The following is a 13,193-nucleotide window of genomic DNA, read 5'->3' as shown; positions in this document are numbered from 1 at the left end:
GCTCCTATTCCGCTGCTTCGGCGACCGGCGTCGGCCGAAAGTCGTCCGGGAAATGGTTGAGTGCACTCATCACTGGATATGGGGTGAAGCCGCCGAGAGCGCAAAGCGAGCCGAACTTCATTGTGTTGCAAAGGTCGGTGACCAGCGCGATCTGCTTTTCCGGTTCGACGTTCTGGGCGAGCCTGTCCAGCACCTCGACACCGCGCGTCGAGCCGATGCGGCACGGCGTGCACTTGCCGCAGCTCTCGATGGCGCAGAATTCCATGGCAAAGCGTGCCTGCTTCAGCATGTCGGCGCTGTCGTCGAAAACGACGATGCCGGCATGGCCGATCAGCCCGTCCTTGGCGGCAAACGCTTCGTAGTCGAACGGCGTGTCGAACAGCGCGCGCGGGAAATAGGCGCCGAGCGGGCCACCCACCTGCACCGCTTTGACCGGGCGTCCCGTCGCCGTGCCGCCGCCGATATCGTCGACGATCTCGCCCAGCGTCATGCCGAACGCCGCCTCGTAGAGACCGGGATACTTGACGTTGCCGGCAATCTGGATCGGGATGGTGCCGCGTGAACGGCCCATGCCGAAATCCTTGTAGAAGGCAGCGCCCTTGTCCATGATCACCGGCACCGAGGCCAGCGAGATGACGTTGTTGATCACTGTCGGCTTGCCGAACAGGCCCTTGTGCGCCGGCAGCGGCGGCTTGGCCCGCACCTGCCCGCGCTTGCCTTCGAGGCTGTCGAGCAGCGCGGTCTCCTCGCCGCAGACATAGGCGCCGGCGCCGACCCGCACTTCCATGTCGAATGAATTGGCCGAGCCGAGCACATTGACGCCGAGCACGCCGGCCTTGCGGGCGATCTCGACGGCCTTCTGCATCACCGCCACCGCATGCGGATATTCGGAGCGGATATAGATGAAGCCCTTGGTCGCGCCGGTGGCGATGCCGGCGATCGCCATGCCTTCGATCAGCACGAAGGGGTCGCCTTCCATGATCATGCGGTCGGCGAACGTGCCGGAATCGCCTTCATCGGCATTGCAGACGATGTATTTGCGGTCGGCCGACGTATCGAGCACAGTTTTCCATTTGATGCCGGTCGGGAAGCCGGCGCCGCCACGACCGCGCAGCCCGGACTCGGTCACCTGCTTGACGACCTCGGCCGGCGTCATCGCCACTGCATTCTGCAGGCCCTTCAGCCCGCCATGCGCCTTATAGTGATCGAGCGACAGCGGATCGGTGACGCCGCAGCGCGCAAAGGTCAGCCGCGTCTGCCTGGCAAGGAACGGGATCTTGTCCGGTGCGCCCAGCCAGCGCCTGTGGTGGCCCCCGGTGAGGAAGCCGCAGTCGAACAGGCTTTTGACGTCGGATGGCTTCACCGGCCCGTAGGCGACGCGGCCAGTGGCTGTCGCAACCTCGACCATAGGCTCGAGGAAATAGGCGCCGCGCGAGCCGTTGCGCACGATCTTGGCCTCGATGCCGCGCTCGGCCAATTCCGCACGAACCGCCTTGGCAACCTTTTCCGCACCGAGCGCCAGCGCGCCGGAATCGCCGGGAATATAGATACGCGGGATCATGAGCGCACCTCGGCAACGATCTCGTTGAGCTTTTCGTCGTCGAGCCGCCCGATCACCTCCCCGTCCAGCATTGCCGACGGCGAGCAGGCGCAAAGGCCGAGGCAATAGACCGGCTCCAGTGTCACCGAACCGTCGCGGGTTGTCTCGTGGAAACCGATGCCCAGCAATGATTTGAGCTTGGCGGCAATCGCATCCGAGCCCATCGACTGGCAGGCTTCCGCCTGGCAGAGCTTCAGCACATGGCGGCCGGCGGGCTGGCTGCGGTAATCGTGATAGAAGGTGACGACGCCATGAACCTCGGCCCTGGAGATGTTCAGCACCTCGGCGATGATCGGCAGTGCGTCCTGCGGCACATAGCCGAACTCTTCCTGTATGCCGTGCAGGATCGGCAACAGCGGGCCTTCGAGGCCTTTCAGCTCGTGGATGATCGCCGCGGTGCGCGATGCGATCTCGGTACTTGCAGGCTGCATCGTCATGCAGCGCCCTCCCTGGTCGTGGCGGTCTTCCGCTAAGTGCTTAGGAAATCAGAGGAAACCCGCTAAATCAATAAAGCCGATCCGTTGCTCGATAGAAATCTTCGATCGATCGCGTTCACCAGCATTGTCTATCCTAACGGCGGCCGTGGAAATCGTCAGCCAGCGCCATTGCCTCGTCCAACAGCGCCGAGACCAGCGGCGTGTGCGGTTCGCGCCGCGCCGCCACCAGCCCGACCGTGTGGCTGGCATCCGGCTCGACGATCGGGATCGCCCGGATCGGCTCGGAAAAACCGAAGGTTTCCGAGAGGTTAAGCGGCATGATCGACGACCATTTGCCGGTGCGGATATGCGAAAACAGCACGATCATCGAGTTGGATTCCAGTGTCGGCCGCACCTGCACGCCGGCTTCGGCCAGATGCTGGTCGATGATTCGGCGGTTCTGCATGTCCGGCGTCAGCAGGCAGAGCGGCAGCTGGCTGAGTTCCGCCCATGTCACTTTGTCGCGGTCGAAATAGGGGTTCCCGACCGCGGTGATCAGCTGATAGCGCTCGTCATAGAGCGGCACGCTGGTGACGCGTCCGAGCGGCTCGTTGTCGAGATAGGTGATGCCGGCGTCGATGTCGAAATTGCCGAGCAGCGATAGCACCTCGATCGAGGTGCGCGACAGCACCGAGAAGGTGACGCCGGGGTGCTTTGCCCGAAACGGCGTCGTCAGTCGCGCCACCATGGCCAGCGCCGTCGGGATCGCGGCGATGCGGATGCGCCCCGACAGGCCGTGGCGCGCCGCCCGCATCTCCTCGCGCATGGTCCTGCTATCGCCGACGATGCGGCGCGCCCACACCAACACCTGCTTGCCTTCCGGCGTCAGCCCCTGGAAGCGCGAGCCGCGCAGCACCAGCATCACGCCGAGCTGACCCTCCAGCTGCTTGATGCCGGCCGAAAGCGTCGGTTGGGTGACGCCGCACACCTCCGCCGCCCGGCCGAAATGTTCTTCCCTGGCAAGTGCTATGAAGAATTCCAGCTTGTCGATCATGCCGTCGGAGCCTGTCTTGGACGCTGTGTCCGATCTTAGCGCGCAAGGTCGGGGAAATCGCCTTCGGCCGCAAGCCGCCTGTGTAAATCGTCCGCATCCACATCTTTCAGCCGGCTTACTGTTTCCCGCGATGGAATGCGGCGCTATGTGGATGAGACGGGGTCGTGGACTGGACACGACGGGAGTACCGAACATGCTGGGCTGGTTCCGCAAGCTGCTGCCGCGCGAAGATCGCTTCTTCGACCTGTTCGAGCGGCATTCCCGCACCGTGGTCGGTGGCGCCGAGGCACTGCAGCAGCTTTTGCAGGGCAACGACATCGAGCGCTGGTGCCAGACGATCATCGATCTCGAGAACGAAGCCGATCAGATCACCGCGGAAGTGCTGCTGGCCGTGCGCCGCTCCTTCATCACGCCCTTCGACCGCGGCGACATCAAGGACCTGATCCAGTCGATGGATGATGCCATCGATATGATGCACAAAACCGTCAAGACGGTAAGGCTGTTCGAGAAGAAGGAATTCGACCCGCTGATGCAGGAAATGGGAGGTGTCATCGTCGAGGCCGCCAAGTTGGTGGCCGAGGCGATCCCGCTGCTCGGCAAGGTCGGGGCGCATACGGTGCGCCTCAACGCCATCGCCGAGGAGGTCATGCGCGCCGAAGGCCGGGCCGACGACCTGCACGAGCAGGGCCTGAAGGACCTGTTCAAGCGGCACGGCCGCAGCGATCCGATGGCCTATCTGATCGGCAGCGAGATTTACGGCCAGCTGGAAAAGGTGGTCGATCGCTTCGAGGACGTCGCCAACGAAATCAGCGGCATCGTCATCGAGAACGTATAGTGTCAGAAGCCGCAATAGCCTTTCCCGTGCTGGTCGGCCTTGTCGTCGTCGCGCTGTTCTTCGATTTCCTCAACGGCCTGCACGATGCCGCCAACTCCATCGCCACCATCGTCTCCACCCGGGTGCTGCGGCCGCACTATGCGGTGTTCTGGGCGGCCTTCTTCAATTTCATCGCCTTCATGTTCTTCGGTCTCCACGTAGCGGAGACGCTCGGAACCGGCATCATCGACGCCAGCATCGTCACGCCGGCAGTGATCTTCGCAGCACTTGTCGGCGCCATCGTCTGGAATGTCGTCACCTGGCTCGTCGGAATCCCGTCCAGCAGCTCGCACGCTCTGATCGGCGGTTTGGTCGGCGCCGGGGTTGCCAAGGCAGGCACCGGTGCCATCGTCTGGGCCGGGTTGGGCAAGACGACGGCGGCCATCGTGCTATCGCCGGCGGCAGGCTTTCTGCTGGCGCTTGTCTTGATCCTCGCGGTCTCCTGGCTGTTCGTGCGGCAGACGCCGTTCGCCGTCGACAGCACCTTCCGCGTTATGCAGTTCTTTTCCGCCTCGCTCTATTCGCTCGGCCATGGCGGCAACGACGCGCAGAAGACCATGGGCATCATCGCCGTGCTGCTCTATTCGCAAGGCATGCTCGGCGCGAATTTTTACGTGCCGCTGTGGGTCGTCATCACCTGTCAGTCGGCGCTGGCGCTGGGCACGTTGCTCGGCGGCTGGCGCATCGTCCACACCATGGGCTCGAAGATCACCCGGCTGAACCCGATGCAGGGTTTCTGCGCCGAGACCGGCGGAGCGATCACCCTGTTCGCCGCCACCTGGCTCGGTATTCCGGTATCGACCACGCACACGATCACCGGCGCTATCATCGGCGTCGGCGCCGCCCGCCGCGTCTCCGCCGTTCGCTGGGGCATTGCCGGCAACATCGTGGTCGCATGGATCGTCACCTTGCCGGCAACCGCGGCGATCGCGGCTCTCACCTACTTCGCGGTCGGTCTGGCAAGGTGATGTGAAGCATCATGGCGCCTGGAGCCGCCTCTGGCGCGGCGACTACCGGTCCACAAGATTCAGGATGTTGCAGTCCGGATCCCTGAACCATGCGACCTTCATGCCGTGACCGACATGGATGTCACCCTCAAGCGTCAGCCCGGGCATGTCGTAATGCTCGAAGGTCACGCCCTTCGATTTCAATGCCTCAACGATCTTGCCGAGTTCGTCGCCGACCGTCCATGTCACAGCCGTCGCCTTGTTGGTCCCAGCGAAGTTCGAACGGTAGACGTTGATGCTGGTGTCGCCGCTTTTATAGACGATCAGTTCGCCACCTTCATTGTGCACCTCTTTCAGGCCAAGGACCCCTTCGTAGAATGCCCTGGCCTTGGCCAGGTCCTTCACGGCGAGATTTGCCGTCGCGTTGCTGTTTGCGAGCATGATTCGTCTCCTTCCCTGGCTGTCATTCCATGCTCATGAAATAGGCTGCGCTGACGATTTGGCGACGGCTGCTCCCACTGGAAATGCCGTCATATGCTCGCTGCCTCCCCGATACGCCGCTGCAATTGGTGGTCCATCGCTTGGTTCTGTTCCGGAACTGCATTATCTGGAGCGGAAAAGTAGAGGAAAAACTCATGCCCGCCGCCAATGAAAACGTGACCAAGGAAATCGTTATCGAGCGCCTGAAGACGGTCAATGGGCCGGATTTCACCGGCAATATCGTCGACCTCGGCCTGGTTTCCGAGATTTTCATTGCCGATGCCAAGGTGTTCTTTTCGATAACCGTTCCCGCTGCCCGTGCCCAGGAGATGGAACCGCTGCGTGCGGCGGCCGAACGTGTCGTCAAGGCGATCCCCGGTGTTGCCGGCGCCGTGGTCGCGCTGACGGCGGAAAAGAAGGGCGGCGGCATGGAGGCGCCGGTTCCGCAAAGACCGGCTCAGAGGCCCGCTCCGCCGGCCGCACCTGCGCGTCCCACGCCGCAGGCGCCCGCCTCGCACAGCCAGGGCAAGCGCGGCGTACCCGGCATCGAAGCGATCATCGCCGTCGCTTCCGGCAAGGGCGGCGTCGGCAAGTCGACCACCGCCGTCAATATCGCCCTTGGGCTTGCCGCCAACGGGCTGCGGGTCGGGGTGCTCGATGCCGACATTTATGGCCCTTCCATGCCGCGTCTGCTCAACATTCGTGGCAGGCCGCAGACCGTCGACGGCAAGATCCTGAAGCCGATGCAGAATTATGGCCTCAAGGTCATGTCGATGGGCTTCCTCGTCGATGAGGAGACGCCGATGATCTGGCGCGGGCCGATGGTGATGTCGGCATTGACGCAGATGCTGCGCGAGGTCGAATGGGGACCGCTTGATGTGCTCGTCGTCGACATGCCGCCCGGCACCGGTGACGCCCAGCTGACCATGGCCCAACAGGTGCCGCTGGCCGGCGCCGTCATCGTCTCGACGCCACAGGACCTGGCCCTGATCGATGCGCGCAAAGGCCTCAACATGTTCAGAAAGGTCGACGTGCCGCTATTGGGTATCGTCGAAAACATGAGCTATTTTCTCGCCCCCGATACGGGAAAACGCTACGACATCTTCGGCCATGGCGGCGCCCGCCGCGAGGCCGAGCGTCTCGGCGTCACCTTCCTTGGCGAAGTGCCGCTCGAGATGGGCATCCGCGAAAGCTCCGATGCCGGCACGCCGGTGGTGATCTCCAAGCCGGATGGCGCTGAGGCGAAAATCTATCGCGACATCGCCGCCAAGGTCTGGGACCGCGTCAATGAAGAGCGCGGCGCGGCCGAGGCTGCAGTGCCGAGCATCGTGTTCGAGTGATGCGGATGTCCCTCCCCAAGTGGGCCCCTTGAGGGGGAGGGTGGCCGGAAGGGTCAGGTAGGGTCCGCGGCGACGCGCTCCAACTCTCCGGGATAGCGGGCTGACAAACCACGATCCCGCCTGGCGCGGAGGCAGATGTATGTCTTTCGTACCAAAGAGCGGATTCGGATGGCGCGTGCCCCTTGCCTGCTCCCGCGCGTTGTCATATCGATTTGTCATACAAATACGGAGACCACGATGGCAGGCGCCCCCACCCACAAGAAGAAATTTCGCTCGCAGGAGTGGTTCGACAATCCCGACAATCCGGGCATGACGGCACTCTATCTGGAGCGCTACCTGAATTACGGGCTGACGCGGGCCGAACTGATGTCCGGCAAGCCGCTGATCGGCATCGCCCAGACCGGCTCGGACCTGTCGCCCTGCAACCGCCATCACATCGAACTGGCCAAGCGCGTGCGCGAAGGCATCGTCTCGATGGGTGGCATCCCTTTCGAGTTCCCTTGCCACCCGATCCAGGAGACCGGCAAGCGGCCGACTGCTGCACTTGACCGCAACCTTGCCTATCTCAGCCTGGTAGAGGTGCTCTACGGCTATCCGCTCGACGGCGTAGTGCTCACCATCGGCTGCGACAAGACGACGCCAGCCATGCTGATGGCCGCGGCCACCGTCAACATTCCGGCTATCGCGCTTTCGGTCGGCCCGATGCTCAACGGCTGGCACAAGGGCAAGCGCACCGGCTCCGGCACCATCGTCTGGGAATCGCGCCAGCGCCTGTCGGCCGGCGAGATTGGCTATGACGAGTTCATGGATATCGTTGCCTCCTCGGCGCCGTCGACCGGCTATTGCAACACGATGGGTACCGCCACCACGATGAATTCGCTGGCCGAGGCGCTCGGCATGCAATTGCCGGGCTCGGCCGCTATCCCCGCCCCCTATCGCGAGCGCGGCCAGATCGCCTACGAGACCGGAAAGCGCATCGTCGACATGGTGCATGAGGATCTGAAGCCGTCCGACATTATGACCCGTAAGGCCTTCGAGAACGCCATCGTCGTCAACTCGGCGATCGGCGGCTCGACCAACGCGCCGATCCACCTCAACGCCATCGCCCGCCATCTCGGCGTGCCGCTCGACAATGACGATTGGCAGAAGGTCGGCCTCAACATACCGCTCATCGTCAATCTGCAGCCGACGGGCGAATATCTCGGCGAGGACTATCACCATGCCGGCGGCGTGCCGGCCGTGGTCGCCGAACTGATGAAGGGCGGCCTGCTGCCCTATCCGGAAGCCATGACAGCTAATGGCAAGACCATCGGTGACAATTGCAGGGGCGCCGTCAACGAGAACCTCGACGTCATCCGCACGGTTGCCGAGCCGCTGAAAGCCAATGCCGGCTTCATCAATCTCAAGGGCAATCTGTTCGATTCGGCGATCATGAAGACCAGCGGCATCTCGCCCGAGTTCCGCGAGCGCTATCTGTCGAACCCGAAGGACCCCGAAGCCTTCGAGGGCAACGCCATGGTGTTCGACGGGCCCGAGGATTACCACGCCCGCATCGACGATCCGGCACAAGGCATCGACGAGCACACCATCCTGTTCATGCGCGGCGCCGGCCCGATCGGCTATCCGGGCGGCGCCGAAGTCGTCAACATGCAGCCGCCGGCCTATCTGATCAAAAAGGGCATCCACGCGCTGGCCTGTATCGGCGACGGCCGCCAGTCGGGCACGTCGGGTTCGCCGTCGATCCTCAACGCCTCGCCGGAAGCCGCCATCGGCGGCGGCCTGGCGCTGCTGAAGACCGGCGACCGCGTCCGCATCGACCTGCGCAAGGGCACCGCCGACATCCTCGTCAGCGACGACGAGATCACGCGGCGCCGCGCCGAGCTGCAAGACAATGGCGGCTATCAGTATCCGAAGCACCAGACGCCCTGGCAGGAAATCCAGCGCGGCATGGTCGACCAATTTTCCGAAGGCATGGTGCTGAAGCCGGCGGTGAAATACCAGGATGTGGCTCATACAAGCGGCGTGCCGAGGGACAATCACTGACCAGGGTCCGTCGCACGAACCAGCCGCCGGTGCAGGCAATTTGCCGAGGTCAGCGCCAGGAGGGGTAGGGGTGGGGGTACATCGTAGAGCGAAAGCCTCGGCTTTCCACCTGCGATAGCCTGCCGTTAATGGGCAGAAATGCCCGGCACAGGGTTGGACGCGGTCATTTGTCAACAGCGATTGCCCCCGCGAGAACGGCAATGCTTGACAAGCGGGCGTGACAAATCCACGATCATCGCAAGGGGTGCATCGCGACGACCCCGTGAGGCGTCAGCCCAATGTTCGCGTCCAAGCTTCTCTTTCAAGGAGGTGGACGCCATGCCGTCAACAACCGCTATCACTGTATCGCAACTGTCCCGTCTGATTGGGCTGCCGGGTGCACCCGCAATCATCGACGTCCGCATCGATGATGACTACAACGCCGATCCGCGCCTGCTGCCGGGGTCGGATCGTCGTGATTTCAGGAGTGTCTCGAACTGGGCTGCCGACTTCGCCGGCAGGCAAGTGACAGTCGTCTGCCAACAGGGAAAAAAGCTCTCGCAAGGCGTGGCCGCATGGCTACGGCAGGAGGGCGTTGCCGCCGAATCGCTCGATGGCGGGTTTGAAGCGTGGCGCGATGCCAAGGGCCTTCTCGTTCACGCCGGCAAGATACCGCCCACCGATGCCAAGGGCCGCACCGTTTGGGTGACGCGTACGCGCCCGAAGGTCGACCGCATCGCCTGCCCCTGGCTGATCCGGCGCTTCATCGATCCTCACGCGGTCTTTCTCTTCGTCGAGCCGGCCGAAGTGTCGGCCGTCGCCGATCGCTTTCAGGCCGTGCCTTTCGACATTGAGAACGTGTTCTGGAGCCATCGCGGCGAACGCTGCACCTTCGACACCATGATCGAGGAGTTCGGGCTTAAATCCGAAGCACTCGATCGCTTGGCCACGATCATACGCGCTGCCGATACTGCGAGCCTCGATCTTGTTCCACAGGCGGCCGGGTTCCTGGCCGCCTCGCTTGGCCTGTCACGGATGTTTCGCAACGATCTGGAGCAGCTCGAGGCCGGCATGCTGCTCTATGATATGTTCTTCCGCTGGTGCCGCGATGCCACCGAGGAGACGCATAACTGGCCGGCCGCCGGCACAGTCAGCGCGGGCAAGCCATCGTGAGCGCCGTCCTATCGAAAAAGCCGGCGGAGATTCAGGAGCCCGCTGTGCCGAGCTTCCGGCAGGCCGTGAAGGTCTGGGCAAAAATCGGCGTGCTCAGCTTTGGCGGCCCGGCCGGGCAGATCGCGCTCATGCACAAGGAACTGGTCGAGGAACGGCGCTGGATCGGCGAACAGCGCTTTCTGCATGCGTTGAACTACTGCATGCTGCTGCCTGGCCCTGAGGCCCAGCAGCTCGCCATCTATATCGGCTGGTTGCTGCACAAAACGGCCGGCGGCCTTGTTGCCGGCATTCTCTTCGTCGTGCCGGGCGCGCTTGTCATGCTCGTCCTGAGCAGCCTTTATGCGCTCTATGGCGATGTACCACTCGTCTCGGCGCTGTTTTTCGGGGTCAAGGCGACCGTGCTCGCCATTGTCATCGAGGCGGTGATCCGGATCGGCAGACGCGCGCTGAAAAACCCGGTCATGGTGTCGATCGCACTCGCTGCCTTCATCGCCATCTACGCGTTGAACGTGCCGTTTCCGCTGATCGTGCTGCTTGCCGGGCTGGCAGGCTGGATCGGCAACCGTAGTGCGCCGGCATTTTTTTCCGGCGCCTCGCATGGCAAGGGCGATGTTCCCGACATAAAGGGCGTGGTCGATCTGATGTTCGAGCGCGGCGAACTGACCCACGTCAGGCCGACACGATGGCACGCGCCGCGCACTTTGGCGATCTGGCTGCCGATCTGGCTGGGGCCTGTTCTGCTGGTCTGGGCTTTCACCGGCCCTGCCAGCGTCTGGACGCAAATCGGTGGCTTCTTCAGTGTCATGGCGGTCGTCACCTTCGGCGGCGCCTACGCAGCCCTTGCCTATGTCGCGCAGGCAGCGGTCGAGTACTTCGGCTGGCTGGCACCCGGTGAAATGGTCGACGGCCTTGGACTTGCCGAAACCACGCCGGGTCCGCTCATCCTGGTCTTGCAGTTCGTCGGCTTCGTTGCCGCGTTCCGCCAGCCGGGCTTGCTGGCGCCGCTGGTTGCCGGACTGTTTGGCGGGCTGTTCACGCTGTGGGCGACGTTTACCCCATGTTTCCTATGGATATTCCTTGGCGCGCCTTACATCGAAGCGCTGCGCGGCAACAAGGCGCTGTCGGCGGCGCTCGGTGCGATCACCGCCGCCGTCGTCGGCGTCATCATGAATCTCGCTCTATGGTTCGGCTTGCACGTCATCTTCGGCGAAGTGCGCAATGTCGGGCTTGGAATGGACGTGCCGGTGCTTTCATCGATAGACTGGCGCGCGGCGCTGCTTTCCTGTGCCTCGATGATCGCCATTCTGAAGCTGAAGATCGGTATGCTGCCGACGCTTGCCGGATCGGCGCTGGCCGGTGTCTTGTTGCTGGCGGTAAGTAGCTGATGCCTGCAAGGACTTGAAGCGCATCGCCTGAATCTACTTAAACGCGACGCTTTGGATGCCGCTGCTTTTGTATTCCGCTTGTGAACCACCTAACTGGTTGGGAACGGTTGGACCATTATGGCGCAACGGCGTTCTTCCCTCGGCTTCCTTGGAATGTTCGGTCGCTCGGGCGACTTGAGGCAGCTCGACGATGCATTGCGCGGCGCCGATCTGCATCCCGCCCTTGTGCCGGAGGGGGTAAAACTCACGATCGTCAATCTGATGAAGGATCACTGGCCCGACGAGCCGCCGCCGGGCATCTATGCGTCGGTGGCACAATTGTGCAGCTATTGCATCGCGGGTCCCGAAACCTTCGAGCAAGCCAATGGCCATCAACGGACGCTGGAAGCCGAGCGCCGCATCGAGGCGGCACTTGAGGCCGGCGACAGCTTCGACGCACAGATCGTGCTGATGACGCTGCATGCCAAGCTGATCAACGCCGAAGTCGTCGACCGATACGGGCTCAGCGCGGAATGACGCGACAGCCAAGATCTGCCGGATCCCCCCGCGGCAGCCGAGTCGATCAAGCCCGGCTGATCTCCTCAAGATACCAGCCGATGTAGCGCAGTTCGTTGTATTCCATCGGCGCGATCGGCCCCGGCACGAAATAGTGCGAGCGCACGCCACGCGCTGTGTGCTCGATGATCTTCTTGTCCTCTTGGGTGGTGACCTTCCACAGCCAGGTCAGCTTCTCCAGATCGTAGTCCTGGCCCTCGACCGCGTCGCCGCGCACCAGCCAGATCAGCTCCATCTCGCAGGTGCCCGCGGTTTTCGGGATGAAGCGGTAGATCATGCCGTGATCGGGATAGCACACGAGGAAGGTCGTGCCGCCGAGATGGATGGAGGTGACGCCACCGTCATAGTCGGTGAAGCGGCCCATCAGCGGGGCCACCGGCGAGCCATCCTGGCTGCCGCTCGAAACGCCATCATAGAGCGCATAGCGGAAGGTATGGATTGCTTCCTGACCGGCCGCCGAGTTCTGCCAGCGGTTGGCGCTGCCGATCTCGATGCCAAGCGCGCAGGTGCGCTGCTCCATCGCCGCGTTGAGCTGCTCGATCATCTCGGCCGGCTTTTCCAGCGCATGCGTCTGCGAATATTCCGGATGCGCCGGCCCGCAATGGTAGCATTCGACATAGTTCTCGACGGCGAGCTTCCAGTTGGCGTCGAGCGGATAGGACTGGCGATACGCCACCTTGGCGTCGCCCCAGCCATACTGGCCACAGCTTGTGCGCAGCGACTGTTCGATTGGATCGAAATCGAGCGGCGTCTCCGCGAAGGAAATGAAAACCAGCCCGGAGGCAACGCGGACATGAAGCTTCTTCAGCCCGTGCGCTGTGCGGTCGAAATCCTTCGGCATCAGGCGGGCAGCGCGCAACGACCCGTCATTGGAATAGGTCCAGGCGTGGTAGGGACACACGAACATCTTCGCGTTGCCCTTCTCCTTGGTGCAGACCTCGGCGCCGCGGTGGCGGCAGACATTGAGCATGGCATGCACGGTGCCATCCATGCCGCGCGTCAGGATGACCGCCTCGTCGCCCAATTTGAACAGCTCGAAATCGCCGGGGTTCGGGATAACGCTGGCATGGGCCAGGCAATGCCAGTGGCGGCGAAAGACACGTTCCATGTCACGCTCGAAGATCGCCGGGTCATGATAGAAGGCACGCACCAGGCCGTGGCCGGGCCGGTGAGACGCCACCAGCCGATCGATCGCGTCGCTGTCGGTGTGGGCTTGCAGGATAGGATGCGCACTCATTTCTCGTTCTGCCCGATGGTTGGTCCTGGGGCAATTCCAGGAAAACTGTGAAGCGGTTTTCCGTCCGGAATTGGCTCTGGGTGGTGGCTGTATGGCTGCACGAACTCGTC

12 protein-coding genes are annotated in these 13,193 nt (G+C 63.0%); 7 read left to right on the top strand and 5 right to left on the bottom strand.

Annotated features, from left to right (window positions below):
- Positions 1-4: 4 nt before the first annotated feature.
- The 3 genes from NKH67_RS13300 to NKH67_RS13290 all read right to left on the bottom strand — a co-directional run bounded on the left by NKH67_RS13300 (position 5) and on the right by NKH67_RS13290 (position 3,070).
- On the bottom strand, positions 5-1,561 hold the full coding sequence (locus NKH67_RS13300) for a formate dehydrogenase beta subunit (protein ID WP_353022837.1): 1,557 nt from the start codon (positions 1,559-1,561) through the stop codon (positions 5-7).
- The gene (locus tag NKH67_RS13295; protein WP_353031085.1) at positions 1,558-2,037 is read right to left on the bottom strand and encodes a formate dehydrogenase subunit gamma; all 480 of its coding nucleotides are present in this window, start codon (positions 2,035-2,037) and stop codon (positions 1,558-1,560) included. The genes NKH67_RS13300 and NKH67_RS13295 overlap by 4 nt, the downstream gene beginning before the upstream one ends.
- A 133-nt stretch (positions 2,038-2,170) precedes the next feature.
- Positions 2,171-3,070: a LysR family transcriptional regulator gene (locus NKH67_RS13290; RefSeq protein ID WP_352635838.1), complete on the bottom strand. Its 900-nt coding sequence runs from the start codon at positions 3,068-3,070 to the stop codon at positions 2,171-2,173.
- Between the two features lie 193 nt (positions 3,071-3,263).
- On the opposite strand from NKH67_RS13290, the gene NKH67_RS13285 reads away from it, so the two are divergent.
- Positions 3,264-3,905 carry a DUF47 family protein gene (locus tag NKH67_RS13285; RefSeq protein ID WP_352469989.1) on the top strand — a complete coding sequence of 214 codons (642 nt, stop codon included), beginning with the start codon at positions 3,264-3,266 and terminating at the stop codon, positions 3,903-3,905.
- Positions 3,905-4,912, top strand: a complete 1,008-nt coding sequence (locus NKH67_RS13280) for an inorganic phosphate transporter (protein ID WP_352469990.1) — start codon at positions 3,905-3,907, stop codon at positions 4,910-4,912. The genes NKH67_RS13285 and NKH67_RS13280 overlap by 1 nt, the downstream gene beginning before the upstream one ends.
- Positions 4,913-4,954: 42 nt before the next feature.
- Here the strand turns inward: NKH67_RS13280 and NKH67_RS13275 are convergent, their stop codons facing one another.
- A complete protein-coding gene (locus tag NKH67_RS13275) occupies positions 4,955-5,332 on the bottom strand; it encodes a VOC family protein (RefSeq protein WP_353031083.1) in 378 nt (125 codons plus the stop codon).
- A gap of 194 nt (positions 5,333-5,526) precedes the next feature.
- On the opposite strand from NKH67_RS13275, the gene NKH67_RS13270 reads away from it, so the two are divergent.
- The 5 genes from NKH67_RS13270 to NKH67_RS13250 all read left to right on the top strand — a co-directional run bounded on the left by NKH67_RS13270 (position 5,527) and on the right by NKH67_RS13250 (position 11,807).
- Positions 5,527-6,711: an Mrp/NBP35 family ATP-binding protein gene (locus NKH67_RS13270; protein ID WP_353022842.1), complete on the top strand. Its 1,185-nt coding sequence runs from the start codon at positions 5,527-5,529 to the stop codon at positions 6,709-6,711.
- Positions 6,712-6,948: 237 nt separating this feature from the next.
- A complete protein-coding gene (locus NKH67_RS13265) occupies positions 6,949-8,754 on the top strand; it encodes an IlvD/Edd family dehydratase (RefSeq protein ID WP_353031081.1) in 1,806 nt (601 codons plus the stop codon).
- Between the two features lie 318 nt (positions 8,755-9,072).
- On the top strand, positions 9,073-9,906 hold the full coding sequence (locus NKH67_RS13260) for a chromate resistance protein ChrB domain-containing protein (protein WP_353031079.1): 834 nt from the start codon (positions 9,073-9,075) through the stop codon (positions 9,904-9,906).
- Entirely contained in the window at positions 9,903-11,291 is a 1,389-nt protein-coding gene (chrA, locus tag NKH67_RS13255; RefSeq protein WP_353031077.1) for a chromate efflux transporter, read from the top strand. The genes NKH67_RS13260 and chrA overlap by 4 nt, the downstream gene beginning before the upstream one ends.
- A gap of 117 nt (positions 11,292-11,408) precedes the next feature.
- Positions 11,409-11,807, top strand: coding sequence for a hypothetical protein (locus NKH67_RS13250; protein WP_352469996.1), 399 nt, complete (start codon positions 11,409-11,411; stop codon positions 11,805-11,807).
- 46 nt (positions 11,808-11,853) lie between these two features.
- On the opposite strand, the gene NKH67_RS13245 is transcribed toward NKH67_RS13250, so the two are convergent.
- Positions 11,854-13,083 carry an aromatic ring-hydroxylating oxygenase subunit alpha gene (locus NKH67_RS13245; protein ID WP_353031075.1) on the bottom strand — a complete coding sequence of 410 codons (1,230 nt, stop codon included), beginning with the start codon at positions 13,081-13,083 and terminating at the stop codon, positions 11,854-11,856.
- Positions 13,084-13,193 lie beyond the last annotated feature (110 nt).

Source organism: Mesorhizobium sp. M0968 (assembly GCF_040319065.1).
GTDB lineage: Bacteria > Pseudomonadota > Alphaproteobacteria > Rhizobiales > Rhizobiaceae > Mesorhizobium.
Note: the sequence above shows the minus strand (reverse complement) of the source record. Positions and strands in the feature narration are given on the sequence as shown.